Origin of the sequence: Burkholderia sp. BCC0398 (assembly GCF_902833245.1) — a bacterium.
In the GTDB taxonomy this organism is placed as follows: Bacteria; Pseudomonadota; Gammaproteobacteria; order Burkholderiales; family Burkholderiaceae; genus Burkholderia; species Burkholderia sola.
The window spans coordinates 37,528-62,340 of record NZ_CADFEM010000021.1; the positions used below are offsets into that span (position 1 = coordinate 37,528).

At 66.7% G+C, this 24,813-nt stretch carries 28 protein-coding genes; 26 read left to right on the forward strand and 2 right to left on the reverse strand.

The window, feature by feature from the left end; translation table 11 throughout:
• The first annotated feature begins 250 nt into the window (after nt 1–250).
• The 4 genes from HWX76_RS32810 to HWX76_RS32825 are packed head-to-tail and all read left to right on the forward strand — an operon-like array spanning nt 251 to nt 3,323.
• Nucleotides 251–1,255: an RluA family pseudouridine synthase gene (locus HWX76_RS32810; RefSeq protein ID WP_050011483.1), complete on the forward strand. Its 1,005-nt coding sequence runs from the start codon at nt 251–253 to the stop codon at nt 1,253–1,255.
• A gap of 5 nt (nt 1,256–1,260) precedes the next feature.
• Nucleotides 1,261–1,920: an HAD-IA family hydrolase gene (locus HWX76_RS32815; RefSeq protein ID WP_124629901.1), complete on the forward strand. Its 660-nt coding sequence runs from the start codon at nt 1,261–1,263 to the stop codon at nt 1,918–1,920.
• On the forward strand, nt 1,917–2,318 hold the full coding sequence (locus HWX76_RS32820) for a Rieske 2Fe-2S domain-containing protein (protein WP_050011481.1): 402 nt from the start codon (nt 1,917–1,919) through the stop codon (nt 2,316–2,318). The genes HWX76_RS32815 and HWX76_RS32820 overlap by 4 nt, the downstream gene beginning before the upstream one ends.
• A 12-nt stretch (nt 2,319–2,330) precedes the next feature.
• On the forward strand, nt 2,331–3,323 hold the full coding sequence (locus HWX76_RS32825; RefSeq protein WP_050011480.1) for a S49 family peptidase: 993 nt from the start codon (nt 2,331–2,333) through the stop codon (nt 3,321–3,323).
• 69 nt (nt 3,324–3,392) lie between these two features.
• On the opposite strand, the gene HWX76_RS32830 is transcribed toward HWX76_RS32825, so the two are convergent.
• A complete protein-coding gene (locus HWX76_RS32830) occupies nt 3,393–4,115 on the reverse strand; it encodes an SAM-dependent methyltransferase (protein ID WP_011544932.1) in 723 nt (240 codons plus the stop codon).
• Complete coding sequence (locus HWX76_RS32835; protein WP_089464634.1) at nt 4,112–4,744, reverse strand: Maf-like protein; 633 nt, start codon at nt 4,742–4,744, stop codon at nt 4,112–4,114. Before HWX76_RS32835 ends, HWX76_RS32830 begins: the two co-directional genes overlap by 4 nt.
• Before the next feature lie 230 nt (nt 4,745–4,974).
• On the opposite strand from HWX76_RS32835, the gene HWX76_RS32840 reads away from it, so the two are divergent.
• The 22 genes from HWX76_RS32840 (at nt 4,975) to nagZ (ending at nt 24,808) form a co-directional block, all read left to right on the forward strand.
• Entirely contained in the window at nt 4,975–5,610 is a 636-nt protein-coding gene (locus HWX76_RS32840) for a DUF177 domain-containing protein (RefSeq protein ID WP_050011478.1), read from the forward strand.
• A 97-nt stretch (nt 5,611–5,707) separates the two neighbouring features.
• Nucleotides 5,708–5,887: a 50S ribosomal protein L32 gene (rpmF, locus tag HWX76_RS32845; RefSeq protein ID WP_006051932.1), complete on the forward strand. Its 180-nt coding sequence runs from the start codon at nt 5,708–5,710 to the stop codon at nt 5,885–5,887.
• Between the two features lie 129 nt (nt 5,888–6,016).
• Nucleotides 6,017–7,123, forward strand: a complete 1,107-nt coding sequence (gene plsX, locus HWX76_RS32850; RefSeq protein ID WP_050011476.1) for a phosphate acyltransferase PlsX — start codon at nt 6,017–6,019, stop codon at nt 7,121–7,123.
• Nucleotides 7,124–8,113: a beta-ketoacyl-ACP synthase III gene (locus HWX76_RS32855; RefSeq protein ID WP_050011475.1), complete on the forward strand. Its 990-nt coding sequence runs from the start codon at nt 7,124–7,126 to the stop codon at nt 8,111–8,113. It abuts the gene before it with no gap.
• Between the two features lie 84 nt (nt 8,114–8,197).
• A complete protein-coding gene (gene fabD / locus HWX76_RS32860) occupies nt 8,198–9,130 on the forward strand; it encodes an ACP S-malonyltransferase (protein WP_176016903.1) in 933 nt (310 codons plus the stop codon).
• A gap of 36 nt (nt 9,131–9,166) precedes the next feature.
• Nucleotides 9,167–9,916: a 3-oxoacyl-ACP reductase FabG gene (gene fabG, locus HWX76_RS32865; protein ID WP_006476504.1), complete on the forward strand. Its 750-nt coding sequence runs from the start codon at nt 9,167–9,169 to the stop codon at nt 9,914–9,916.
• 144 nt (nt 9,917–10,060) lie between these two features.
• On the forward strand, nt 10,061–10,300 hold the full coding sequence (acpP, locus tag HWX76_RS32870; RefSeq protein WP_004197638.1) for an acyl carrier protein: 240 nt from the start codon (nt 10,061–10,063) through the stop codon (nt 10,298–10,300).
• Between the two features lie 164 nt (nt 10,301–10,464).
• The gene (gene fabF, locus HWX76_RS32875) at nt 10,465–11,697 is read left to right on the forward strand and encodes a beta-ketoacyl-ACP synthase II (protein ID WP_050011474.1); all 1,233 of its coding nucleotides are present in this window, start codon (nt 10,465–10,467) and stop codon (nt 11,695–11,697) included.
• An 11-nt stretch (nt 11,698–11,708) separates the two neighbouring features.
• On the forward strand, nt 11,709–12,173 hold the full coding sequence (locus HWX76_RS32880) for a hypothetical protein (protein WP_050011473.1): 465 nt from the start codon (nt 11,709–11,711) through the stop codon (nt 12,171–12,173).
• A gap of 91 nt (nt 12,174–12,264) precedes the next feature.
• Nucleotides 12,265–12,864, forward strand: coding sequence for an RNA polymerase sigma factor RpoE (rpoE, locus tag HWX76_RS32885; protein ID WP_006490873.1), 600 nt, complete (start codon nt 12,265–12,267; stop codon nt 12,862–12,864).
• An 86-nt stretch (nt 12,865–12,950) separates the two neighbouring features.
• Entirely contained in the window at nt 12,951–13,568 is a 618-nt protein-coding gene (locus HWX76_RS32890) for an RseA family anti-sigma factor (protein WP_050011802.1), read from the forward strand.
• Nucleotides 13,569–13,573: 5 nt separating this feature from the next.
• Nucleotides 13,574–14,626, forward strand: coding sequence for a MucB/RseB C-terminal domain-containing protein (locus HWX76_RS32895; RefSeq protein ID WP_176016904.1), 1,053 nt, complete (start codon nt 13,574–13,576; stop codon nt 14,624–14,626).
• Between the two features lie 16 nt (nt 14,627–14,642).
• Nucleotides 14,643–16,145 carry a DegQ family serine endoprotease gene (locus HWX76_RS32900; protein ID WP_176016905.1) on the forward strand — a complete coding sequence of 501 codons (1,503 nt, stop codon included), beginning with the start codon at nt 14,643–14,645 and terminating at the stop codon, nt 16,143–16,145.
• 7 nt (nt 16,146–16,152) lie between these two features.
• Complete coding sequence (locus tag HWX76_RS32905; RefSeq protein ID WP_050011469.1) at nt 16,153–16,389, forward strand: glutaredoxin family protein; 237 nt, start codon at nt 16,153–16,155, stop codon at nt 16,387–16,389.
• Between the two features lie 196 nt (nt 16,390–16,585).
• Entirely contained in the window at nt 16,586–18,379 is a 1,794-nt protein-coding gene (lepA, locus tag HWX76_RS32910; RefSeq protein WP_069620550.1) for a translation elongation factor 4, read from the forward strand.
• Between the two features lie 16 nt (nt 18,380–18,395).
• Nucleotides 18,396–19,289, forward strand: a complete 894-nt coding sequence (gene lepB, locus HWX76_RS32915) for a signal peptidase I (protein WP_050011465.1) — start codon at nt 18,396–18,398, stop codon at nt 19,287–19,289.
• A gap of 154 nt (nt 19,290–19,443) precedes the next feature.
• Nucleotides 19,444–20,679, forward strand: a complete 1,236-nt coding sequence (gene rnc / locus HWX76_RS32920; RefSeq protein WP_124637868.1) for a ribonuclease III — start codon at nt 19,444–19,446, stop codon at nt 20,677–20,679.
• A 60-nt stretch (nt 20,680–20,739) separates the two neighbouring features.
• Nucleotides 20,740–21,639, forward strand: a complete 900-nt coding sequence (era, locus tag HWX76_RS32925; protein ID WP_050011463.1) for a GTPase Era — start codon at nt 20,740–20,742, stop codon at nt 21,637–21,639.
• Nucleotides 21,626–22,462 (forward strand): DNA repair protein RecO, encoded by an 837-nt coding sequence (gene recO / locus HWX76_RS32930; RefSeq protein WP_006476492.1) that lies wholly within the window; start codon nt 21,626–21,628, stop codon nt 22,460–22,462. The genes era and recO overlap by 14 nt, the downstream gene beginning before the upstream one ends.
• A complete protein-coding gene (pdxJ, locus tag HWX76_RS32935; protein WP_050011462.1) occupies nt 22,459–23,235 on the forward strand; it encodes a pyridoxine 5'-phosphate synthase in 777 nt (258 codons plus the stop codon). The genes recO and pdxJ overlap by 4 nt, the downstream gene beginning before the upstream one ends.
• A gap of 81 nt (nt 23,236–23,316) precedes the next feature.
• Entirely contained in the window at nt 23,317–23,763 is a 447-nt protein-coding gene (acpS, locus tag HWX76_RS32940; RefSeq protein ID WP_124556917.1) for a holo-ACP synthase, read from the forward strand.
• Nucleotides 23,764–23,779: 16 nt separating this feature from the next.
• On the forward strand, nt 23,780–24,808 hold the full coding sequence (gene nagZ, locus HWX76_RS32945) for a beta-N-acetylhexosaminidase (protein WP_176016906.1): 1,029 nt from the start codon (nt 23,780–23,782) through the stop codon (nt 24,806–24,808).
• The last annotated feature ends 5 nt before the right edge of the window (nt 24,809–24,813 follow it).

Below are 24,813 nucleotides of genomic sequence, written 5' to 3' on the forward strand. Positions count from 1 at the left end.
CTGCCGATCAAATTCTTTTCAACCAACTTTCCGTTACCGCGGCGCCTTGCCGACCGAATCCGCCTGTGGGCGCGATCCTTGCCGACGGGCGGCGCCGTGCGTGCAACTTGCTGCATCTCTTTGATTAGGGGCGAGCAGCGGACCCCCGGCGCAAGTAAAATAGCGGTTTGCGCTTGCGCCTTGCCCAATTCAGCCGGGGCCGGCCGATCAGGCCACCCACAACGTCAGGCTGGGCAAAATTATATTCAGTATGAATGAGTTAGGCAAAATATCCCAGAATTCGGTCGCAAGCGGCCAGGTATCGATGATCGAGATCGACGAAAACTCGGCCGGTCAGCGTATCGACAATTTCCTGTTGCGCGTCTGTAAAGGCGTGCCGAAAAGCCATATTTACCGGATCCTGCGCAGCGGCGAAGTGCGCGTGAACAAGGGCCGGATCGACGCGCAGTACCGCCTGGAACTGGGCGACCTCGTCCGCGTGCCGCCGGTGCGCGTGGCCGCGGCCGACCTCGCACGCGCCGACACGCCGGTCGTGCCGCCCGCGAATTTCGACGTGCTGTACGAGGACGACGCGATGCTCGTGATCGACAAGCCGGCCGGGGTCGCGGTCCACGGCGGCAGCGGCGTCGCGTTCGGCGTGATCGAGCAGATGCGGCAGGCGCGCCCGCGCGCGAAATTCCTCGAACTGGTGCACCGGCTCGACCGCGAGACGTCCGGCATCCTGATGCTCGCGAAGAAGCGCACGGCGCTCGTCGCCCTGCACGAGCAGATCCGCGAGAACCGGATGGACAAGCGCTACTTCGCGTGCGCGCACGGCGAATGGCAATCCGACTGGGGCCGGCGCCGCGCGGTGAAGGCGCCGCTGTTCAAGTATTCGACCCCGGAAGGGGAGCGCCGCGTGCGCGTGCAGGACGATGGGCTGGCCTCGCATACGGTGTTCAACCTCGTCGACCGCTGGTCCGACTATGTGCTCGTCGAAGCGGAACTCAAAACGGGTCGGACCCATCAGATACGGGTGCACCTCGCGCATCTCGGCTTGCCGATCGCCGGCGACGCGAAGTATGGCGATTTCGCACTGAACAAGGCGCTGGCGCGCGCGAACGCGCAGCCGTCGCTGAAGCGGATGTTCCTGCATGCGCACCGCCTCAAGCTCGCGCATCCGCTGACCGGCGAGGCGCTGCAGTTCGATGCGCCGTTGCCGGCCGAATGCCGGCGCTTCCTCGATCAACTCAGCGCATTGCGCGATACCGCCTGAACCGCATGGCTCGACAGCAATTTGACCTGATCGTCTTCGACTGGGACGGCACGCTGATGGATTCGACTGCGCACATCGCGCACAGCATCCAGGCCGCATGCCGCGATCTCGGTCTGCCCACGCCGTCCGACGAGGCCTCCCGCTACGTGATCGGCCTCGGGCTGCGCGACGCCCTGCAGATCGCGGCTCCGACCCTCGATCCGTCCGACTATGCGCGGCTGGCCGAACGCTACCGCTATCACTATCTGCTCGACGACCAGCGCATCGAACTGTTCGCCGGCGTGCGCGAGCTGCTCGCCGAACTGCGCGACACGGGCTACCTGCTCGCCGTCGCGACCGGCAAAGGGCGGGTCGGGCTGAACCGCGTGCTCGACCAGTCGAAACTGACGAGCTGGTTCGATGCGACGCGCTGCGCGGACGAGACGTTCTCGAAACCGCATCCGGCGATGCTGCACGAGTTGTCGCGGGAATTGGGGCAGGACCTGTCGCGCACCGTGATGATCGGCGACACCACGCACGACCTGCAGATGGCCGCCAGCGCCGGCGCGGCCGGCGTCGGCGTCGCGTACGGCGCGCACCCGGCCGATGCGCTGGCGGCGCTCACGCCGCGCTTCGTCGCGCCGGACGTCGGCGCGCTGGCCGCCTGGCTGCGGGAGCACGCATGAGCGCGGCGCCGGACGCCGTGCGCGTATGCGCGTCCGACGCGCTGACCGACGGCGGCGTCGGCGTGCGCGTCGACGCGACGCTGCGCGGCGAGCAGGCCGTCGTGTTCTTCGTGCGTTACGACGGCCGCGCGTACGGCTACCTGAACCGCTGCGCGCACGTGCCGATGGAGCTCGACTGGGCCGAAGGGCAGTTCTTCGAGTCGTCGGGCCTCTATCTGATGTGCGCGACGCACGGCGCGATCTACGCGCCGGATACCGGCAAGTGCGTCGGCGGCCCGTGCCGCGGCGGCCGCCTGCGACCGGTCGAGGTCGACGAGCGCGACACGCCCGACGGCCGTGCGGTATTCTGGGTGCCCGATGCGGACCTGCATCCTGCCACTTCCGCCACGACCGATTGACGACACTACTGCATGGCCGACCAACCGAATTCCCCGGATTCCTCCTCCCGTCCCGACAGCCGTGAACCGAGCTGGGAGCGCGCGGCGCTCGAGCGGATCGCGCTCGCGGCCGTCAAGGAGCAGCGCGCGGCACGGCGCTGGAAGATCTTCTTCCGCTTCGCGTTTCTCGGCGTGTTCGTGCTGTTCGCGTTTGCGCTGATCGATTTCTCGAGCGATTCGAAGTTTTCGGCGAGCGGGCGGCATACGGCGCTCGTGACGATCGACGGCGAGATCGCGGCCGGCGTCAACGCGAACGCCGACGACATCAACACGGCGCTCGACGCCGCCTTCGACGACGACGGCACGGTCGGCGTCGTGCTGCGGATCAACAGCCCGGGCGGCAGCCCGGTGCAGGCCGGGATGGTCTACGACGAGATCCGGCGGTTGCGCGGCAAGTATCCGGACAAGCCGCTGTACGTCGTCGTGACCGACATGTGCGCGTCGGGCGGCTATTACATCGCATCCGCCGCCGACAAGATCTTCGTCGACAAGGCGAGCATCGTCGGGTCGATCGGCGTGCTGATGGACGGGTTCGGCTTCACCGGGCTGATGGGCAAGCTCGGCGTCGAGCGGCGCCTGCACACGTCGGGCGAAAACAAGGGCTTCTACGATCCGTTCTCGCCGGAAACGCCGAAGATGGACGCGCACGCGCAGGCACTGCTCGACCAGGTGCATGCGCAGTTCATCAAGGCGGTGAAGGATGGCCGCGGCAAGCGGCTGCACGAGACGCCCGACATGTTCTCGGGCCTGTTCTGGACCGGCGAAAAGAGCGTCGAACTGGGCCTCGCCGACGGCTACGGCACGACCGACACGGTCGCACGCGACGTGCTGAAGGCGCCGGATCTGGTCGACTACACGGTGAAGGAAAGCCTGACGAATCGCGTCGCGCGCAAGTTCGGCGCGGCCGTCGGCGGCGCCGCGATGAAGGCGCTGACGGCCGGCGGCGCGTCGGTCAGCCTGCGCTGACGGCTGGCGGCAATCGGCGGGCCGCGACGGCCCGCCTTTCATCTGGCTGGCGGATCGCCGTTCGCGGCATCAATTCGCGAGCAGCAGGAAGATCGCGGGGCGCTTGTGCAGATTCGGCGCAGGCGCTTTTTTCCAGTCGGCCACCGTGCGGCTCGCGATCGTTTCGGTCGCGAGGGTCAGGTCGGCCGCGACGCAGATCTGCGTCGACGGCGCGCAGGTCGCGACCAGCGTGTCGAGCATCGCGTGATTCCGGTACGGCGTTTCGATGAAGATCTGCGTCTGGCGCGCCTTGCGCGACAGTTGCTCGAGTTCGCGCAGCCGTTTCGCGCGCGCGGCCGCATCGACCGGCAGATAGCCGTTGAACGCGAAGCTCTGGCCGTTCAGGCCCGACGCCATCAGCGCGAGCAGGATCGAACTCGGCCCGACGAGCGGCACGACCTTCACGCCGCGCTCGTGCGCGCGGCGCACCAGCAGCGCGCCGGGGTCGGCGACGGCCGGGCAGCCGGCTTCCGACACGAGGCCCGCGTCCGCGCCGGCCAGCACGGGCGCGAGCAGCCGGTCGATGGCGCCGGCCGGCGTATTGACGTTCAGCTCGCTGATCTCGATTTCCTGGATCGGCCGCGTCGTGCCGATCTTCTTCAGAAACGCGCGCGTCGTTTTCGCGTTCTCGCCGATGTAATAGCCGAGCGTGCCGGCGCGCGCCTGCACGGCGGCGGGCAGCACGGCGGCGAGCATCGATTCGTCGCCTTCGCCGAGCGTGTTCGGGACCAGATAAAGCGTGCCGGCGGTCATGCGCGGTCTCCTCGGGTGGTGGCAAACAGCGGATAGTCGGCGGCGCGCAGCATCCGCGTGAGGGCGATCAGCGGCAGGCCGACGAGCGCGGTCGGGTCGTCCGAGTCGATCGCGTCGAGCAGCGCGATGCCGAGCCCTTCGGACTTCGCGCTGCCGGCCACGTCGTACGGCGTTTCCGCGCGCAGGTAGGCGTCGAGTTCGGCTTCGGGCAGCGAACGGAAGCGCACGTGCGTGACGATGTCCTCGACCTGCGCGTCGTCGGTGCGGCTGTCGTACAGGCAGAGCGCACTGTGGAATTCGACTTCGCGGCCCTGCATCGACATGAGCTGCGCGAGCGCGCGCTCGTGCGTGCCGGGCTTGCCGATCTGGTGCCCGTCGAAGGTCGCGACCTGGTCCGACCCGATCACGAGCACGCCGTCCGGCGCATCGATCGTCGCGGCCACGGCCCGCGCCTTCGCGCCGGCGAGGCGCAGCGCGGTCGCGGCCGGCGTTTCGCCGGCGAGCGGGGTTTCGTCGAGGTCGGGCGACACGACGTCGAAGGGCACGCCGAGGCGCTCGAGGAGCGCGCGGCGGTAGCGGGAACTGGAGGCAAGAATCAGCCGCGGCGGGCGGCAAACGGTATCCGGCATGGTCGGTTGGATCGGTGAGTCGTCAGGTGTGGCGCGGCGTTGCGCGGACGCAAGCTTAAGTGATTGACCGCAAAAGGTAAAACAGGTATGCTTTCCCGCTTTTCGTCGGCAGGCTTTCGTTGTGGTGGCGCCTGCCGGGTCTTCGGAAGTAAAGTACGTCATCCTTCGATGAGCCGTACGCGAGCGGTGCCAAGCCGGATCCGCAAGTCAGCCTGTAGGCAGGAGCGCACATGAACACTTCTTCTGGCAAACCTGCGGCGGCGCTCGATCCGCACGCGGTCGACCTGTTCGAGTTCGCCCGCAGCGGGCGGCAGGCAGCCGGGGCGGTGCGCCTCTCGCAACTGCCGCGCATGTTAAACGAAGTGCCGACGGACGCGCCAGATCGCGACACGGTCTTCACGTGGCAGGCGGAAGGGTTCACGCAGAAGGAGTTGCAGGACGACGGCGCCGACGGGCAGCAGCCGTATCTGCGCCTCGCGGTGCACGGCCATGCGTGGCTCACGTGCCAGCGCTGCGTGACGCCGTACGATCAGACGTTCGACGTCGACATGACGTACCGGGTCGTCGCGACCGAAGAAGAAGCTGAGGAATTTCCGCTCGACGACGATGAAGCCGATGTGATCGTGGGCTCACGCCAGTTCGATCTCGTCGACTTGATCGAAGAGGAATTGCTGCTTTCGTTGCCGCTCGTGCCCAAGCACGAGGTTTGCCCGGCAGTTCACGAAAGCCTCGTGTCGGGCGCGAGCGGTCCCGCGGAAGCGGCGGACGAGGAGTCCGACGAAGCCGGGGACGAAGGCAAACGGCCGAATCCGTTCGCAGCGCTGCAAGCGTTGAAGAAGGACGGTGACGGCACCAAGAAACACTAAGCAGTTGTGGCGCGGGAAGGCGTAGGGCTTTGGGCCAGGGTAGTTAAGCGCCGGATCGGGCTGTGTTAGAATCCGGAAAATTATTTAGGAGTTAGTCATGGCAGTCCAGCAAAACAAGAAGTCGCCGTCGAAGCGCGGCATGCATCGTTCGCACGATTTCCTGACGGCAGCGCCGCTGGCAGTCGAGCCGAGCACGGGTGAAGTGCATCTGCGTCACCACGTCAGCCCGAACGGCTACTATCGCGGCAAGAAAGTCGTCAAGACGAAGAACGACTAAGCGTCAAGTCACGCGTTGCGCGCTACGCTCGCCGTTCGCGTGACAACTGGTTCGCTTGACACTTTCCTGGCTCAACAAAAAGGCGGCATTCAACTGCCGCTTTTTTGTGCCTGAAATTCGTCGCATTCCATGACCGTAAAGCTCACAATCGATTGCATGGGAGGCGACCACGGCCCGTCCGTGACCGTTCCCGCGGCAGTCAAGTTCGTCCGCGCGCATCCCGATGCGCACCTGATGCTCGTCGGCATCGAAAGCGCGATTCGCGCTCAGCTGAAGAAGCTGAAAGCCCTCGACGATCCCGCGTTGACCATCGTGCCCGCCACCGAAGTCGTGGCGATGGACGATCCTGTCGAAGTGGCGCTGCGCAAGAAGAAGGATTCTTCGATGCGCGTCGCGCTCAACCACGTCAAGGAAGGCGCGGCGCAGGCCTGCATCTCGGCCGGCAATACCGGCGCGCTGATGGCCGTTTCCCGTTACGTGCTCAAGACGCTGCCCGGCATCGAGCGGCCCGCGATCGCGTCCGCGCTGCCGAACCCGACCGGCTACACGATGATGCTGGACCTCGGTGCGAACGTCGACTGCGAGCCGCAGCACCTGCTGCAGTTCGCGGAGATGGGGCACGCGCTCGTGGCCGCGCTCGAAGGCAAGGAGCGCCCGACGATCGGCCTGCTGAACATCGGCGAAGAGGTCATCAAGGGCAACGAGACGATCAAGCGCGCAGGCGAGCTGCTGCGCGCCAGCACGCTCAATTTCCGCGGCAACGTGGAAGGCAACGACATCTACAAGGGCACCGTCGACGTGATCGTGTGCGACGGCTTCGTTGGCAACGTCGCGCTGAAGACGTCCGAAGGGCTCGCGCAGATGCTGTCGAACATCATCCGCGAGGAGTTCGGCCGTTCGCTGATGTCGAGGCTGATGGCGTTGCTCGCGCTGCCGGTGCTGATGCGTTTCAAGAAGCGCGTCGACCATCGCCAGTACAACGGCGCGGCGCTGCTGGGGCTGAAGAGCCTCGTGATCAAGAGCCACGGTTCGGCCGACGCGTACGCGTTTGAGTGGGCGATCAAACGCGGGTATGATGCCGTCAAAAACGGGGTGCTGGAGCGCCTCGCGCGCGCGATGGCGGATAATTCAGTGTCGCTCGGCGATGGCGGACACAACGCGGGCGGCGCGGGCCAGGCAAGCCCGGCCGCAGGCCATCACGCCGAACCTTCCGCTGCGCAATCCTCTAAAGCATAAATGGCCCAATCGACTCTCTATTCCCGCGTGCTCGGCACGGGCAGCTACCTGCCGCCCGACCGCGTCACGAACCAGCAGTTGACCGATCGTCTTGCGAAGGAAGGCATCGAGACCAGCGACGAATGGATCGTCGCGCGCACGGGCATCCACGCGCGCCATTTCGCCGCACCCGACGTCACGACGAGCGATCTCGCGCTCGAGGCGTCGCGTCGTGCGATCGAAGCGGCCGGTATCGATCCGCAGTCGATCGACCTGATCATCGTCGCGACTTCGACCCCCGATTTCGTGTTCCCGAGCACCGCGTGCCTGCTGCAGAACAAGCTCGGCATCAAGAACGGCGGTGCGGCATTCGACGTGCAGGCCGTATGCTCGGGTTTCGCGTATGCGATGGCCACGGCCGACAGCTTCATCCGCAGCGGCCAGCACCGCACCGCGCTGATCGTCGGCGCGGAGACGTTCTCGCGCATTCTCGACTTCAAGGACCGCACGACCTGCGTGCTGTTCGGCGACGGCGCGGGCGCGGTGATCCTGTCCGCGTCGGAAGAACCGGGCGTGCTCGGCAGCGCGCTGCACGCGGACGGCAGCTACTCGAACATCCTGTGCACGCCGGGCAACGTCAATCGCGGCGTGATCGACGGCAGCGCATTCCTGCACATGGACGGGCAGGCCGTATTCAAGCTCGCGGTCAACGTGCTCGAAAAGGTCGCGATCGAAGCGCTCGCGAAGGCGAATCTCGCGCCCGAGCAAATCGACTGGCTGATTCCGCACCAGGCCAACATCCGCATCATGACCAGCACCTGCCGCAAGCTCGGCCTGCCGCAGGAGCGCATGGTCGTGACGGTCGACCAGCACGGCAACACGTCGGCGGCGTCGATCCCGCTGGCGCTCGACGCCGCGGTGCGTGACGGCCGCATCCAGCGTGGCCAACACGTGCTGATCGAAGGCGTCGGCGGCGGCTTCACCTGGGGCGCGTCGGTCTTCCGCTTCTGATCCGCGGCGCGCGACAAGCCGCGCGCGGATCCCGTCGGCGCGCCGTTCGTGCGCGCCGTCCGAATCGATTCAATTGGGGACGATATGAAATTTGCATTCGTTTTTCCGGGGCAGGGCTCGCAAGCGATCGGCATGCTCAACGCATTCGCCGATCTGGCCGTCGTGCGCGAGACGCTCCAGGAAGCGTCCGATGCGCTCAATCAGGATCTCGGCAAGCTGATCGCCGAAGGTCCGGCCGAAGAGCTGAACCTGACCACCAACACGCAGCCCGTGATGCTGACCGCCGCATACGCGTGCTACCGCGCGTGGCAGCAGGCAGGCGGCCCGGCGCCGTCGATCGTCGCCGGCCACAGCCTCGGCGAATACACGGCGCTCGTCGCGGCCGGCGCGCTTGCGTTCAAGGACGCGGTGCCGCTCGTGCGCTTCCGTGCGCAGGCGATGCAGACGGCCGTGCCGGTCGGCCAGGGCGGCATGGCCGCGATCTTGGGCCTCGACGACGACGCGGTGCGCGCGGTGTGCGCCGAAGCCGCGGAAGCGGGGGTCGTCGAAGCGGTGAACTTCAATGCGCCCGCGCAGGTCGTGATCGCCGGCAGCAAGGCCGCGGTCGAAAAGGCATGCGAGATCGCGAAGGCGAAGGGCGCGAAGCGCGCGCTGCCGCTGCCGGTGTCGGCGCCGTTCCATTCGTCGCTGCTCAAGCCGGCGTCGGACCAGCTGCGCGACTATCTCGCGAACGTCGACGTGAAGGCGCCGCAGATTCCGGTCGTCAACAACATCGACGTCGCCGTGGTCAGCGATCCGGCCGCGATCAAGGATGCGCTGGTGCGCCAGGCCGCAGGCCCGGTGCGCTGGGTCGAGTGCGTGCGGCACATCGCCGGCACGGGCGTCACGCACGTGATCGAATGCGGTCCGGGCAAGGTGCTGGCCGGCCTGACGAAGCGCATCGACGGCAACCTGACGGGGGCGTCGGTGTTCGATCCGGCTTCGCTCGACGAAGCGCTCAAGCTCGCGACCGCCTGACGCGGCGCCTTTTCCCAAGCAACGGATATTCGATTCATGGACAAGACTCTCGATAAACAGGTTGCGATCGTGACCGGCGCGTCGCGCGGCATCGGCCGTTCGATCGCGCTCGAACTCGCGCGCCTGGGCGCGACGGTGATCGGCACGGCGACGAGCGAATCGGGCGCCGCCGCGATCACCGCGGCGTTCGCGGAAGCGGGCGTCACGGGCCGCGGCGCGGTGCTGAACGTCAACGACGCAGCCGCGGCCGAGGCACTGATCGATGCGACCGTGAAGGAATTCGGCGCGCTGAACGTGCTCGTCAACAACGCGGGCATCACGCAGGACCAGCTCGCGATGCGGATGAAGGACGAGGACTGGGACGCGGTGATCGACACCAACCTGAAGTCGGTGTTCCGCCTGTCGCGTGCGGTGCTGCGCCCGATGATGAAGGCGCGCGGCGGCCGTATCATCAACATCACGTCGGTGGTCGGCTCGGCCGGCAATCCGGGTCAGGTCAACTACGCGGCCGCGAAGGCCGGCGTCGCGGGCATGACGCGGGCGCTCGCGCGCGAGATCGGCAGCCGCGGCATCACCGTGAACTGCGTGGCGCCGGGCTTCATCGACACCGACATGACGAAGACGCTGCCGGAAGAACAGCAGGCCGCGCTCAAGACCCAGATTCCGCTCGGCCGCCTCGGCAGCCCGGAGGACATCGCCCATGCCGTCGCGTTCCTCGCATCGCCGCAGGCCGGTTACATCACCGGTACGACGCTGCACGTGAACGGCGGCATGTACATGTCGTAACGGTTTTCGTTTACCATCCGCGCCGTATCCCGTTTTTCAGGCGGACCGGCGCTTGATCGACCATCAAGCCAACGCGCGTTTTGCCGTCAGCAAACCTGATAAAATGCGCGCACTTGTAAATCTGAACTTTCCCTCGGAGGGGTAATGGACAACATCGAACAACGTGTCAAGAAGATCGTCGCTGAGCAACTGGGCGTCGCGGAAGCCGAGATCAAGAACGAAGCTTCGTTCGTGAACGACCTGGGCGCCGATTCGCTCGACACGGTCGAACTGGTGATGGCTCTGGAAGACGAGTTCGGCATGGAAATCCCGGACGAAGAAGCAGAGAAGATCACGACCGTTCAGCAAGCGATCGACTACGCTCGCGCAAACGTCAAGGCGTAAGCGCCTTTCGCGCTTGTCCGCCACGTCGCCGCGATCATCGCGATTGACGCGCCATCCTGCCGGCTCCGCGCCGGACGGACTAACAGCCACAGGGCTCGCAGGGCTGGTTCCTGTGGCCACTGTGGCTTTTGTTTTTGTCATCCAATAATGGAAAAGAGGTTACCGTGAGCCGCCGTCGTGTTGTCGTTACAGGCCTGGGGCTGATTTCGCCTGTTGGCAATAATGTTGCCGACGGCTGGGCCAATCTCGTCGCCGGCAAGTCCGGTATCGCCACCGTCACGAAGTTCGATGCGTCGAACCTCGCCTGCCATTTCGCGGGCGAAGTGAAGGGTTTCAGCGCCGAGGAGTACATCCCGGCGAAGGAAGCCCGGAACATGGATACGTTCATCCATTACGGCATCGCCGCCGGCGTCCAGGCCATCCGGGACAGCGGGCTGGAAGTGACCGAAGCCAACGCGGAACGCATCGGCGTGCTGGTCGGTTCCGGCATCGGCGGCCTGCCGATGATCGAGGATACGCACCAGACCTACGTCGATCGCGGCGCGCGCCGGATTTCGCCGTTCTTCGTGCCGGGTTCGATCATCAACATGATCTCGGGTCACCTGAGCATCATGTTCGGCCTGAAGGGCCCGAACCTCGCGGCCGTCACGGCCTGCACGACCGGCCTGCACTCCATCGGCCTCGCCGCGCGCCTGATCCAGGCTGGCGACGCCGACGTGATGGTCGCGGGCGGCGCCGAATCGACGGTCTCGCCGCTCGGCATCGGCGGTTTCGCGGCAGCACGCGCGCTGTCGACCCGCAACGACGATCCGGCGACCGCGTCGCGTCCGTGGGACAAGGACCGCGACGGCTTCGTGCTGGGCGAGGGTTCCGGCGTGATGGTGCTCGAAGAGTACGAGGCGGCGAAGGCGCGCGGCGCGAAGATCTATGCGGAAGTCGCAGGCTTCGGCATGACGGGCGACGCGTACCACATGACCGCGCCGAACATGGATGGTCCGCGCCGCTGCATGGTCGCGGCCCTGCGCGACGCCGGCATGAACGCCGACGAGGTCCAGTACCTGAACGCGCATGGCACGTCCACGCCGCTGGGCGACAAGAACGAGTCCGACGCGGTGAAGGCGGCGTTCGGCGAGCACGCGTACAAGCTCGTCGTGAACTCGACGAAGTCGATGACGGGCCACCTGCTGGGTGGCGCGGGCGGCCTCGAATCGGTGTTCACGGTGCTGGCGCTGCACAACAACGTGTCGCCGCCGACCATCAACATCTTCAACCAGGACCCCGAGTGCGATCTCGATTACTGCGCGAACACCGCGCGTGACATGAAGATCGACGTGGCCGTGAAGAACAACTTCGGCTTCGGCGGGACCAACGGCACGCTGGTGTTCAAGCGCGTCTGACGTCGAATCGCTTGACGAGTCCATTCGATGCTCCGGCCGGGCGTCCGCAGCGCTTTGCGTTGCGGGCCTCGGCCGTGTCGTATCTCGTGCTGGCCGCGTTCGTCGCGTCGGCTGCCGCATCGGCGTACCTGTTCTGGGCGCCGCGCGCGGGCGCTGCCGCCGGCGCAGGCGTGGCGGCTGTGACGGCGGCGCTGCTGGCCGTATGCGCGGCGCGGGCTTGCGCCCGCCGGCTGCCGGCCGAGCTGCAAATCGATGCGTTCGGGGAGATTGCGGCGTTTGGCCGCACCGGGCGCTTGCTGGCCCGCGGCCGTGTGACGGGCCATGCGCACTGGAGCAGCCTGCTGCTGGTGCTGTCGGTCGGGCAGGGTGCCCGGCGCGCGCGGCCGCTGCTGATTCCGGCCGACGCGCTCGATGCCGCGTCGTTCAGTGCGCTGTCGGTGCTGGCGAGAACGGCCGGGGCGGCGGCGCGGGCATGACGGCCGCGCGGTTACCGACCGTAACCAGCGGCCGGCGCCGGAACGCTACAATAACGCTCCGCGTTGCATCCCTAGTTAACGGATTTGTCAGGTGAGTGAAAAAGAAATCGATCAGGCTCTGGTCGAGCGCGTACAGAAGGGCGACAAGGCGGCGTTCGAACTCCTGGTCTCCAAATACCACCGCAAGATCATTCGGCTGATCTCGCGCCTCGTGCGGGATCCCGCCGAGGTCGAGGACGTGGCCCAGGACGCGTTCATCAAGGCGTATCGTGCGCTGCCGCAATTCCGCGGCGAATCGGCGTTCTATACGTGGTTGTACCGAATTGCCGTCAACACGGCGAAGAACTACCTTGCGACGCAAGGCCGCCGGGCGCCGACCTCGACCGAGGCCGATGCGGAGGAAGCGGAAACTTTCTCCGACGCAGACCAACTAAGGGATATCAACACGCCTGAGTCGATGTTGATGAGCAAGCAGATTGCCGAGACGGTCAACGCTGCAATGGCTCTGCTGCCCGAAGAACTGCGCCAGGCAATCACGCTGCGCGAGATCGAGGGCCTGAGCTACGAAGAGATCGCGGAAATGATGGGCTGTCCGATCGGGACGGTCCGGTCGCGGATCTTCCGCGCGCGCGAAGCAATCGCTGCCAAATTGCGTCCGCTGCTCGATACGCCCGAAGGCAAGCGCTGGTAAGCGCGACGGGCGGAACGACGCGGGTCGGGGTCTAGTTACGGATAGAGTCGTGAAGTCACGACGGGGTGTGCAAGATGGGGAGCATCATGGGGTCGGTCAATACGCAATCGCAAGCGTGCTCGCGCGGCGAGCGCCTTTCCGCGCTGGTCGACGGCGAAATGTTCGATGGCCCGGATCACGGGCAGTTTCTGGCTGAGCTCGACCGCGCGGATCGCGCCGTGTGGGCCCATTACCATCTGATTGGCGATGCGCTGCGCTCGGACGAGCTCGCGCTGCCGCCCGCGCTGAGCGTCGCGTTCACCGCGCGCATGTCGGCGGCGCTCGAAAGCGAGCCGCACCTGCTGGCGCCGGCGGCTGCACCGGTCGCGCGCAAGCTGCTGTCGCTGCGCCGCCGTGTCGTGCCCGCGTTCGCGGTGGCCGCCGCGGCCGCCACGCTGACGTGGATCGTCGTCCCGCAGATGCAGACGGCCGGTGCGCCGGGCGCCGTTCAGGTCGCGTCGGCAGGCGCGCCGCAGAGCGGCAACCTGCAGCGCGTGACGGTTGCGCAGGCATCGGCCCAGCCGGGCCTGCAGGACGTCAACATCATTCGCGACGCGAGCCTCGACCAATATCTTGAAGCGCACCAGCAATTCGCGCAGCAGCCCGTCGTCACGGGTTCGATGCCGCTGATCCGCGCTGCCGTGACCACCACGCCAGGCCAATAAACCCGATGCGGACATTGCAGTTGAATCACGCCATCTCCGGATGGAAGCGGCTGCCGGCCCTCCTGCTTTGCGCAGCCGCCCTGTTGTCCGTTCAATCCCTTCCCGCCAGCGCCCAGCAACCGGACGATCCCGTCGCGACCCGCAAGGGCGCCGCCGACTGGCTCGACCGCGTCCAGCAGGCCGCGCAGCGGCAGAGCTACGAAGGTACGTTCGTCTACCAGCGCGGCGGATACGTGCAGTCGTCGCGCATCGCGCACGTCTCGTCCCGCGACGGCGAGTTCGAGCGGATCGAAACGCTCGACGGCAAGCCGCGCAAACTGCTGCGGCACAACGACGAGTTGTACACGTTCGTGCCCGAGCGCAAGCTGTGCGTGGTCGAGCGCCGTCAGACGCGTGATTCGTTCCCCGCGCTGCTCGGCGCGAGCGGCGAGCACGTGATGTCCGTCTACGATGCGAAGTCGCTCGGCAAGGACCGCGTGGCCGGGATCGACGCACAAGTCGTCGAGCTCGTGCCGAAGGACGCGTACCGTTTCACGTACAAGCTGTGGGCCGACGCGCGCACCGGGCTGCTGCTGCGTTCGCAGACGCTCGACGCGAACGATCGCGTGCTCGAGCAGATCGCGTTCTCGCAAGTGCAGACGGGCGGCGCAAGTGGCGACAAGGCTGCGATCGCAGCGGGCATGCGCAACCTGGGCGGCTGGACGGTCGTGCGTCCGCCGGTCGCGACGGTCGACATGGAAGCGCAGGGCTGGCAGCTCGCGCCGAGCGTCGCCGGCTTCCAGAAGATTCGTGAAGTGCGCCGGCCGATGGCCGCGCGCGATGCGGGCGATCCGCCGATCCCGGTCGACCAGGCCGTCTTCACCGACGGCCTCGCGACGGTCTCGGTCTTCATCGAGCCGGCCGAGAAAAACACGCGCAAGGAAGGCGCGGGCAGCACCGGCGCCACGCACGTTCTCGTGAAGCGCCGCGGCGACTACTGGATCACCGTGCTCGGCGAAGTGCCGCCGGCAACGTTGCAGCAGTTCGCGTCTGCCATAGAATACAAGGCTTCCAAGTAACGCTACGGCTCCCGACATGACGAAACTCACGCTGCGCAAAGTGCTCGCGGCGGCGGCGCTGTGTGCCTGCCTGCCGCTCGTCCCGCAAACCGCTGTCGCTGTCACGCCTCCCGCTGCCAGCCTGCCCGATTTCGCCGACCTCGTCGAAAAGGTGGGCCCCGCGGTCGTGAACATCCGGACCACCGCGAACGTGCCGGTACCCGGCCCGCGCGGCGTGCTCCCGCCCGGCTTCGACAACGGCGACATGTCGGAATTCTTCCGGCGCTTCTTCGGCATTCCGCTGCCGCAGGCGCCCGGCAACGGCGGCGGCAACGGCAGCAACCCGAAGAACGCGCCGGCGCCGGACAATGGGCCCGACACCGAGCAGAACCGCGGCGTCGGCTCGGGCTTCATCGTGTCGGCCGACGGTTACGTGATGACCAATGCGCACGTCGTCGACGATGCGGACACCATCTACGTGACGCTGACCGACAAGCGTGAATTCAAGGCGAAGCTGATCGGCGTCGACGACCGCACGGACGTCGCGGTCGTCAAGATCCAGGCGTCGAACCTGCCGGTCGTCGCGATCGGCGATTCGAACAAGGTGCGCGTCGGCGAGTGGGTCGTCGCGATCGGTTCGCCGTTCGGCCTCGACAACACGGTCACGGCCGGCATCGTCAGCTCGAAGAGCCGCAACACGGGCGACTACCTGCCGTTCATCCAGACCGACGTCGCCGTGAACCCCGGCAACTCGGGCGGGCCGCTGATCAACATGCAGGGCGAGGTGATCGGCATCAACTCGCAGATCTACAGCCGCACTGGCGGCTTCATGGGCATTTCGTTCGCGATTCCGATCGACGAGGCGATGCGCGTGGCCGACCAGCTGAAGGCGACCGGCAAGGTCACGCGCGGCCGGATCGCGGTGGCGATCGGCGAGGTGACGAAGGACGTGGCCGACTCGATCGGGCTGCCGAAGGCCGAAGGCGCGCTCGTCAGCAGCGTCGAGCCGGGCGGCCCGGCCGACAAGGCCGGCATCCAGCCGGGCGACATTATCCTGAAGTTCAACGGTCGTCCGGTCGAGGCGGCGTCGGACCTGCCGCGCATGGTCGGCGACACGAAGCCCGGCACGAAGGCGACGGTCAGCGTGTGGCGCAAGGGTCAGGCACGCGATCTGCCGATCACGATCGCCGAGACGCCGGCCGAGTCGACGGCGAAGGCCGAGCAGCGCAAGAACGCGCCGCAGAAGCCGCGTCAGGCCAATTCGCTCGGCCTGACGGTCAGCGACCTGACGGCGGAGCAACTGAAGACGCTGAAGCTGAAGAACGGCGTGCAGATCGATGGCGTCGACGGCCCGGCCGCCCGTGCGGGCCTGCAGCGCGGCGACATCGTGCTGCGCGTCGCCGACATCGACATCGCGAACGCGAAGCAGTTCGCCGACGTGACTGCGCAGCTCGATCCGCAGAAGGCGGTCGCGGTGCTCGTGCGGCGCGGCGACAACACGCAGTTCGTGCCGGTGCGGCCGCGCGCGACCCAGAAGTAACGCGCCGATGTTCACGCTCTACGGCCGCGGCTGGTGCCACCTGTGCGACGACATGCGCGACGCACTGGCGCCGGTGGCGGCCGAATTCGGCGTCTCGGTCGACTACGTCGACATCGACACCGATGCGGCGCTCGTCGCGCGTTACGACGAGGACGTGCCGGTGCTGCTGCTGGACGGCGCGGAAGTGTGCCGCCACCGGTTCGACGACGCCCGGGTGCGCGGCGCGCTGGCGGCCCGGCGTTGAGCCTGGCTTGCCGCGGGCCCGTGCCGCTTCATACGGGGTTTGATCCGGCGGGCGCGCCGCCGGCTCCCGCGGGGCGGGCGTCCGAAATCCCGCCCGGCGTAAGCCTTTTCGGCTAAAATAAGCCGTTTTTTCACCGACTTACACAAGGCGTGCTCCGCAGTCGTCGAGCGCGCCTTTTTCGCTTGATCGGCACTGAATGGATCATATTCGCAATTTCTCGATCATCGCGCACATCGACCATGGCAAGTCGACACTCGCGGATCGCATCATCCAGGTATGCGGCGGCCTCGCCGACCGTGAAATGGAAGCGCAGGTGCTCGACTCGATGGACATCGAGCGCGAGCGCGGCATCACGATCAAGGCGCAGACGGCCGCGTTGTCCTATCGCGCACGCGACGGCAAGGTCTACAACCTGAACCTGATCGACACGCCGGGGCACGTCGACTTCTCGTACGAGGTCAGCCGTTCGCTGTCCGCGTGCGAAGGCGCGCTGCTGGTGGTCGACGCGAGCCAGGGTGTCGAGGCGCAGACGGTCGCGAACTGCTACACGGCGATCGAGCTCGGCGTCGAGGTCGTGCCGGTGCTGAACAAGATCGACCTGCCGGCCGCGAACCCCGAGAACGCGATCGAGGAGATCGAGGACGTGATCGGCATCGACGCGACCGACGCGACGCGCTGCAGCGCGAAGACGGGCCTCGGCGTCGAAGACGTGCTCGAGTCGCTGATCGCGAAGGTGCCGCCGCCGAAGGGCGATCCGGCCGCGCCGCTGCAGGCGCTGATCATCGATTCGTGGTTCGACAACTACGTCGGCGTCGTGATGCTCGTGCGCATCGTCAACGGCACGCTGCGCCCGAAGGACAAGATCAAGATGATGGCGACCGGCGCGCAGTATCCGGTCGAGCACGTCGGCGTGTTCACGCCGAAGTCGCGCAATCTCGAGTCGCTGTCGGCCGGGCAGGTGGGCTTCATCATCGCCGGCATCAAGGAACTGACGGCCGCGAAGGTCGGTGATACCGTCACGCACGCGACCAAGCCCGCCGCCGAGCCGCTGCCGGGCTTCAAGGAAGTGAAGCCGCAGGTGTTCGCGGGGCTGTATCCGGTCGAGGCGAACCAGTACGACGCGCTGCGCGAATCGCTCGAGAAGCTGAAGCTGAACGACGCCTCGCTGCAGTACGAGCCGGAAGTGTCGCAGGCGCTCGGCTTCGGTTTCCGCTGCGGCTTCCTCGGGCTGCTGCACATGGAAATCGTGCAGGAGCGGCTCGAGCGCGAATTCGACATGGATCTGATCACGACCGCGCCGACGGTCGTCTACGAGGTCGTGCAGAGCGACGGCTCGACGATCATGGTCGAGAACCCGGCGAAGATGCCGGAGCCCGGCCGCATCGCCGAAGTGCGCGAGCCGATCGTCACCGTGAACCTGTACATGCCGCAGGATTACGTCGGCTCGGTGATCACGCTGTGCGAGCAGAAGCGCGGCTCGCAGATCAACATGCAGTATCACGGCCGTCAGGTGCAGCTCACGTACGAGATCCCGATGGCCGAGATCGTGCTCGACTTCTTCGATCGCCTGAAGTCGGTGTCGCGCGGCTACGCGTCGATGGATTACGAGTTCAAGGAATACCGTTCGTCGGACGTCGTGAAGGTCGACATGCTGATCAACGGCGACAAGGTCGACGCGCTGTCGATCATCGTGCACCGGTCGCAGTCGCAATATCGCGGCCGCGAAGTCGCCGCGAAGATGCGCGAGATCATTCCGCGCCAGATGTACGACGTGGCGATCCAGGCCGCGATTGGCGCGCACATCGTTGCGCGCGAGAACATCAAGGCACTGCGCAAGAACGTGCTCGCGAAGTGCTACGGCGGCGACATCACGCGGAAGAAGAAACTGCTCGAGAAGCAGAAAGAAGGTAAGAAACGCATGAAGCAGGTGGGTTCGGTCGAGATCCCGCAGGAGGCGTTCCTCGCGATCTTGCGCGTCGAAGACAAATAACAGGACTGATCCTTTTATGAATTTTGCGCTGATTCTTTTTGTGCTCGTCGTCGTGACGGGCGTAGCGTGGGTGTTGGACAAACTGGTGTTCCTGCCGCGGCGTCGCAAGGCGGCCGACTCGGCGATCGAGGAGTTCGATCGCCAGCAGTCGCGCATCGACAAGCGTTTCGCGGACGAAAACGCGACGCAGACGCGGTCGAAGCTGCGTGACGAAAAGCTGCGCCAGCCGTGGTGGCTCGAGTACACGGCAAGCTTCTTCCCGGTGATCCTGGCCGTGTTCGTCGTGCGTTCGTTCATCGTCGAGCCGTTCAAGATTCCGTCGGGCTCGATGGTGCCGACGTTGCTCGTCGGCGACTTCATCCTCGTCAACAAGTTCGAGTACGGGCTGCGCCTGCCGGTCACCAACACGAAGATCACGCAGGGCAGTCCGCTGTCGCGCGGCGACGTCGTCGTGTTCCGCTATCCGAAGGACGAGTCGGTCGACTACATCAAGCGCGTGATCGGCCTGCCGGGCGACACGGTCGCGTACCAGGACAAGCAGCTGACGATCAACGGCCAGCCGGTGCCGGAAACGCCGCTGCCCGATTTCTTCGACGACGAGCGCCAGAATTACGCGAAGCAGTTCGAGGAAACGATCGGCACCAAGAAGAACGCGATCCTCAACAACCCGGCCGTGCCGCCGTTCGTGATGGGCGCATACGACTATCCGTATCGCGACAACTGCACGTACAACAGCCGCGGCGTGATCTGCAAGGTGCCGCCCGGTCATTACTTCATGATGGGCGACAACCGCGACAACAGCGCGGACAGCCGCTACTGGGGTTTCGTGCCGGACCAGAACATCGTCGGCCGCGCGTTCTTCATCTGGATGAACTTCGGCGACCTGAAGCGCATCGGTTCCTTCAACTGACCGCCTTCGATGTACACGCACGACGCGACGCACGGGCCGCGTCGCGTCGTGCCGAACGACTTTAAGAACCGGCGGTAACACCGCCTCGTCACGCCTTTTCGTGTCCGGCCGTGCCGTTTCGGCCCGACCGGGCGCCCGCGTTATACTCCTGCACATGCCCTCATCCCAGTTGGAAAGCCGGCTGCGCTACGAATTTCGCAATGCGGAATTGTTGCGCCAGGCTTTGACCCATCGCAGTCACAGTGCCACGCACAACGAACGGCTCGAGTTTCTCGGCGATTCCGTTCTGAATTGCGCGGTGGCCGCCCTTTTGTTCCAGCGGTTCGGCAAGCTGGACGAAGGTGACCTGTCGCGCGTACGCGCCAACCTCGTCAAACAGCAGTCGCTGTACGAAATTGCTCAGGCCCTGAATATTTCGGACGGCTTGCGGCTGGGCGAGGGCGAGTTGCGCAGCGGCGGGTTCCGCCGCCCGTCGATCCTCGCGGACGCGTTCGAAGCCATCATCGGGGCCGTATTCCTCGATGGCGGCTTCGAAGCCGCCCAAGGGGTCATCAAGCGCCTCTATATCCCGATTCTCGACCACATCGATCCGCGCACGCTCGGCAAGGACGCGAAGACGCTGCTGCAGGAATACCTGCAGGGGCACAAGATCGCGCTGCCCACCTATACGGTCGTCGCGACGCATGGTGCGGCGCACAATCAGCAGTTCGAGGTCGAGTGCACGGTGCCGAAGCTGGACGTGAAGGTATCGGGTTCCGGCGCGAGCCGGCGCGCGGCCGAGCAGGCCGCCGCGAAGAAGGCACTCGACGAAGTGATGGCGGCCGCGCCGATGCTGGCCGCGAAGCCGAAGCGCTCGAAAAACGCGCGTGGGTCCAAGCATGTCGAACCCGAGATCGTGCCGGGTGTGAAGGGCGTGCAGGAAGCGCTCGACCTGCGCTCGCCCGAGCGGAAGGAACGTGCGGCGGCGCGCGAGGCCCGGGCGGCCGGCGCGGTGCCGGCGGCAACCGTTGCGGCTGCTACTGCGGCTGCGGGCGTCGAGCCGGCCGTCGCGCCGATGGCCGCGATTCGCGCGGCGCATGTCGAGCCGGCAACGGACAAGGGCGAACGGGCGGCGAAGCCGGCGACCGACAAGGTGGCCGACAAACCGGCCGAGCGGGCCGACAAGGCCGCGGAAAAGCCCGCCGAGGCCGCGCCGCGCGCAGCCGACAAACCGGCCGGCCATGCGGCCGATCCGGCATCGTCGTCGGCCGACAAGCCTGCGGCGGGCGCCGATTCCGCCGCGCGCGCGCCGGCGCGCGCACGCGATGCCGCGGCGCCCGACGCCGACACGCCGCCCGGCGGCGCGAGCCTGGCTGCCGCGCAGGCGCGCGTGGCCGATGCCGACCACTGAATTGCCCATCGATCGTGCCGCGCGCCGCGCGGCCGTTTCCGAACCTGTCTCCCAAACGATATGAACACTCCCGCTCCTACCGGTTTCCGTTGCGGCATGATCGCGATCGTGGGCCGCCCGAACGTCGGCAAGTCGACGTTGATGAACGCACTCGTCGGCCAGAAGATCAGCATCACGTCGCGCAAGGCGCAGACGACCCGTCACCGCATCACCGGCATCAACACGTTCGACGACGCGCAATTCGTGTTCGTCGACACGCCCGGCTTCCAGACCCGTCACAGCACCGCGCTGAACCGTTCGCTGAACCGCGCGGTCACGTCGACGCTGACGTCGGTCGACGTGATCCTGTTCGTGATCGAGGCCGGCCGCTTCGGGCCCGACGACCAGAAGGTGCTCGACCTGATCCCGCCCGGCATGCCGACGCTGCTGATCGCGAACAAGATCGACCGCGTGAACGACAAGGCCACGCTGTTCCCGTTCATGCAGAAGGTGAGCGGGTTGCGCGAGTTCACCGAGCTCGTGCCGCTGTCCGCGCAGAAGCCGGAAGACATCAAGCGCCTGCTGGACACGATCAAGCCGTACCTGCCGGAAGGCGAGCCGATCTACGGCGAGGACGAGCTGACCGACCGCAGCTCGCGCTTTCTCGCGGCCGAAATCCTGCGCGAGAAGGTATTCCGCTGGACCGGCGACGAGCTGCCGTACACGAGCACCGTGCTGATCGACAAGTTCGAGGAGGAGGGCCGCCTGAAGCGCATCTTCGCGACGATCCTCGTCGAGCGCGATTCGCACAAGGCGATGGTGATCGGCAAGAAGGGCGAGAAGCTCAAGCAGATCAGCACCGAGGCGCGGATGGACATGGAGAAGCTGTTCGACGGCCCCGTGTACCTCGAGACCTTCGTGAAGGTGAAGAGCGGATGGGCCGACAACGAGGCGGGGCTGCGTGCCTATGGGTACGAATGACGCGCTGACGTCGACCGAAGACGCGGTGACGGCCGGCGCGAACGACGCGCCGCTGCCGGCACCGCCCGAACCGCCGCGCAAGGCGCGGCGCGCGACGTCTCGCACGTCCGATTTCCGCGTCGCCGAGCAGCCGGCGTTCGTGCTGCACAGCTACCCGTATCGGGAAACGAGCCTGATCGTCGACGTGCTGACGCGCGACCACGGCCGGCTCGCGCTCGTCGCGAAGGGCGCGAAGCGCCCGCACTCCGCGTTGCGCGGCGTATTGCAGACCTTCCAGCCGCTGCTGCTGTCGTGGTCCGGCAAATCCGAGGTGCGCACGCTGACGGGCGCCGAGTGGGTCGGCGGGATGCTGCCGCTCGGCGGCGACGGGCTGTTGTGCGGTTTCTACGCGAACGAGTTGCTCGTGAAATTCTGCGCGCGCGAGGATCCGCAGCCGCCGCTGTTCAATCATTACGTGCTGACGCTCACGCGTCTCGCGCACGGCGAGCCCGCCGTGCAGGTGCTGCGCTCGTTCGAGCGCGTGCTGCTGCGCGAGACCGGCTATGCGATGGCGCTGAACCGCACGGTCGCGCGTCGCGCGGTCGAACCCGAGCGCCGCTACGTGTTCGATCCGGAGCGCGGCGTGCGCAATGCGGACGACGACGTGCCGTCGCACTGGCCGGTCATCACCGGGCAGACGTTGCTCGACATGGAGCAGGACGATTACCATCGAGCCCAGACGGTCGCGCAGAGCAAGACGCTGATGCGCTTCCTGCTGAACACCTATCTCGGCGGCACGCCGCTCGCCACGCGTCAGATCCTGATCGACCTGCAAAACCTATGAGCTTCTTCCTGACCACGCCCACCGCCATCGACCTCGGCGTGAACATCGACCACGTCGCGACGCTGCGCAATGCGCGCGGCACACGCTATCCCGATCCGATCCGCGCGGCGCTCGCCGCCGAAGAGGCCGGTGCGGATGCGATCACGCTGCATTTGCGCGAGGATCGTCGTCACATCGTCGACGCCGACGTGCGCGAACTGCGCCCGCTGCTGAAGACGCGCATGAATCTCGAATGCGCGGTGACGGCCGAGATGCTCGACATCGCGTGCGAAGTGCGTCCGCACGACGCGTGCCTCGTGCCGGAGAAGCGCGCGGAACTGACGACCGAAGGCGGTCTCGACGTGGCCGGCCACTTCGAGGCCGTGCGCGCGGCGTGCAAGCAGCTCGCCGACGTGGGCGTGCGCGTGTCGCTGTTCATCGACCCGGACGACACGCAGATCCGCGCCGCGCACGAAGCCGGCGCGCCGGTGATCGAGCTGCATACGGGCCGCTACGCCGAAGCGCACGACGAAGCGGAGCAGCAGCGCGAATACGAGCGTATCGTCGCGGGCGTGCAGGCCGGCGCGCGGCTGGGCCTGAAGGTCAATGCGGGCCACGGGTTGCACTACACGAACGTGCAGCAGATCGCCGCGATCGACGGCATCGTCGAACTGAACATCGGCCACGCGATCGTCGCGCACGCGATCTTCGCGGGCTGGGACAACGCGGTGCGCGAGATGAAGGCGATCATGGTCGCCGCACGCGTCGCCGCGCTGCACGGCGGCGCACGGTGACGATGCGAGGCTGCCGCGCCCCGCACGCCGTGTGCGACGCGCCTGACCCGGGCTCGCCGGGCCACTCCGGCGGAGACTGACATGGCGATCTACGGCATCGGTACCGACATCGCGCAGGTGAGCCGCGTCGCGGCCGTGCTCGAACGCACGGGCGGCCGGTTTGCCGAGAAGGTGCTCGGCCCCGACGAACTGCGCGTGTTCCACGCGCGGCGCGCACGCTCCGAGGCGCGCGGCATCGCGTTTCTCGCGACGCGCTTCTCCGCGAAGGAAGCGTTCTCGAAGGCGATCGGGCTCGGCATGCACTGGCCGATGACGTGGCGCGCGCTGCAGACGCTCAACCACCCGAGCGGCGAGCCGTACGTGGTCGCGTCGGGCGAGCTGGCCGACTGGCTGGCCGCGCGCGGCATCACGGCGCGCGTGACGGTCAGCGACGAACGCGACTACGCGGTGTCGTTCGTGGTCGCCGAGACGGACGCTGAAACGGCCGCCGCGCGTGCCCCTGCACCTGTTTCCCGAACCTCCTCCTGACGGAATTCCCGATCTGATGAAAACGACTCCCGGCCCGGTCATGCTCGACGTCGTCGGCACGAGCCTGTCGCGCGACGATGCGCGGCGCCTCGCGCATCCGAATACCGGCGGCGTGATCCTGTTCGCGCGGCACTTCCAGAATCGTGCGCAACTGACCGCGCTGACCGACGCGATCCGCGCGGTGCGCGAAGACATCCTGATCGCCGTCGATCACGAGGGCGGGCGCGTGCAGCGGTTCCGCACCGACGGCTTCACGGTGCTGCCCGCGATGCGCCGCCTCGGCGAACTGTGGGATCGCGACGTGCTGCTCGCGACGAAGGTCGCGACCGCCGTTGGCTACATCCTCGCTGCCGAATTGCGCGCGTGCGGGATCGACATGAGCTTCACGCCCGTGCTCGACCTCGACTACGGGCACTCGAAGGTGATCGGCGATCGTGCGTTCCATCGCGATCCGCGCGTCGTCACGCTACTCGCGAAGAGCCTGAACCACGGGCTGTCGCTCGCCGGCATGGCGAACTGCGGCAAGCATTTTCCCGGGCACGGTTTCGCGGAGGCCGATTCGCACGTCGCGCTGCCGACCGACGACCGCCCGCTCGATGCGATCATCGAACAGGACGTCGCGCCGTACGACTGGCTCGGGTTGTCGCTTGCCGCGGTGATTCCGGCGCACGTGATCTACACGCAGGTCGACAAGCGGCCGGCCGGATTCTCGCGCGTGTGGTTGCAGGACATCCTGCGCGGCAAGCTCGGCTTCACGGGCGCGATCTTCAGCGACGACCTGTCGATGGAGGCTGCCCGCGAAGGCGGCACGCTCACGCAGGCGGCCGACGCCGCGCTCGCCGCCGGTTGCGACATGGTGCTCGTGTGTAACCAGCCGGACGCGGCCGAAGTCGTGCTGAACGGATTGAAGGCGCGGGCTTCGGCCGAATCGGTGCGGCGCATCAAGCGGATGCGCGCGCACGGCAAGGCGCTGAAATGGGACAAGCTGATCGCGCAGCCCGAGTATCTGCGGGCGCAGGCGCTGCTGAAGAGCGCGCTGGCGTAAGCGGA

What these genes read in the sequence shown, in the direction of transcription:
- HWX76_RS32810 (WP_050011483.1), top strand. Translation starts at nt 251, where the DNA reads ATGAATGAGTTAGGCAAAATATCCCAGAATTCGGTCGCAAGCGGCCAG.
- HWX76_RS32815 (WP_124629901.1), top strand. Translation starts at nt 1,261, where the DNA reads ATGGCTCGACAGCAATTTGACCTGATCGTCTTCGACTGGGACGGCACG.
- HWX76_RS32820 (WP_050011481.1), top strand. Translation starts at nt 1,917, where the DNA reads ATGAGCGCGGCGCCGGACGCCGTGCGCGTATGCGCGTCCGACGCGCTG.
- HWX76_RS32825 (WP_050011480.1), top strand. Translation starts at nt 2,331, where the DNA reads ATGGCCGACCAACCGAATTCCCCGGATTCCTCCTCCCGTCCCGACAGC.
- HWX76_RS32830 (WP_011544932.1), bottom strand. Translation starts at nt 4,115, where the DNA reads ATGACCGCCGGCACGCTTTATCTGGTCCCGAACACGCTCGGCGAAGGC.
- HWX76_RS32835 (WP_089464634.1), bottom strand. Translation starts at nt 4,744, where the DNA reads ATGCCGGATACCGTTTGCCGCCCGCCGCGGCTGATTCTTGCCTCCAGT.
- HWX76_RS32840 (WP_050011478.1), top strand. Translation starts at nt 4,975, where the DNA reads ATGAACACTTCTTCTGGCAAACCTGCGGCGGCGCTCGATCCGCACGCG.
- rpmF (WP_006051932.1), top strand. Translation starts at nt 5,708, where the DNA reads ATGGCAGTCCAGCAAAACAAGAAGTCGCCGTCGAAGCGCGGCATGCAT.
- plsX (WP_050011476.1), top strand. Translation starts at nt 6,017, where the DNA reads ATGACCGTAAAGCTCACAATCGATTGCATGGGAGGCGACCACGGCCCG.
- HWX76_RS32855 (WP_050011475.1), top strand. Translation starts at nt 7,124, where the DNA reads ATGGCCCAATCGACTCTCTATTCCCGCGTGCTCGGCACGGGCAGCTAC.
- fabD (WP_176016903.1), top strand. Translation starts at nt 8,198, where the DNA reads ATGAAATTTGCATTCGTTTTTCCGGGGCAGGGCTCGCAAGCGATCGGC.
- fabG (WP_006476504.1), top strand. Translation starts at nt 9,167, where the DNA reads ATGGACAAGACTCTCGATAAACAGGTTGCGATCGTGACCGGCGCGTCG.
- acpP (WP_004197638.1), top strand. Translation starts at nt 10,061, where the DNA reads ATGGACAACATCGAACAACGTGTCAAGAAGATCGTCGCTGAGCAACTG.
- HWX76_RS32890 (WP_050011802.1), top strand. Translation starts at nt 12,951, where the DNA reads ATGGGGTCGGTCAATACGCAATCGCAAGCGTGCTCGCGCGGCGAGCGC.
- HWX76_RS32895 (WP_176016904.1), top strand. Translation starts at nt 13,574, where the DNA reads ATGCGGACATTGCAGTTGAATCACGCCATCTCCGGATGGAAGCGGCTG.
- HWX76_RS32900 (WP_176016905.1), top strand. Translation starts at nt 14,643, where the DNA reads ATGACGAAACTCACGCTGCGCAAAGTGCTCGCGGCGGCGGCGCTGTGT.
- HWX76_RS32905 (WP_050011469.1), top strand. Translation starts at nt 16,153, where the DNA reads ATGTTCACGCTCTACGGCCGCGGCTGGTGCCACCTGTGCGACGACATG.
- lepA (WP_069620550.1), top strand. Translation starts at nt 16,586, where the DNA reads ATGGATCATATTCGCAATTTCTCGATCATCGCGCACATCGACCATGGC.
- lepB (WP_050011465.1), top strand. Translation starts at nt 18,396, where the DNA reads ATGAATTTTGCGCTGATTCTTTTTGTGCTCGTCGTCGTGACGGGCGTA.
- rnc (WP_124637868.1), top strand. Translation starts at nt 19,444, where the DNA reads ATGCCCTCATCCCAGTTGGAAAGCCGGCTGCGCTACGAATTTCGCAAT.
- era (WP_050011463.1), top strand. Translation starts at nt 20,740, where the DNA reads ATGAACACTCCCGCTCCTACCGGTTTCCGTTGCGGCATGATCGCGATC.
- recO (WP_006476492.1), top strand. Translation starts at nt 21,626, where the DNA reads ATGGGTACGAATGACGCGCTGACGTCGACCGAAGACGCGGTGACGGCC.
- pdxJ (WP_050011462.1), top strand. Translation starts at nt 22,459, where the DNA reads ATGAGCTTCTTCCTGACCACGCCCACCGCCATCGACCTCGGCGTGAAC.
- acpS (WP_124556917.1), top strand. Translation starts at nt 23,317, where the DNA reads ATGGCGATCTACGGCATCGGTACCGACATCGCGCAGGTGAGCCGCGTC.
- nagZ (WP_176016906.1), top strand. Translation starts at nt 23,780, where the DNA reads ATGAAAACGACTCCCGGCCCGGTCATGCTCGACGTCGTCGGCACGAGC.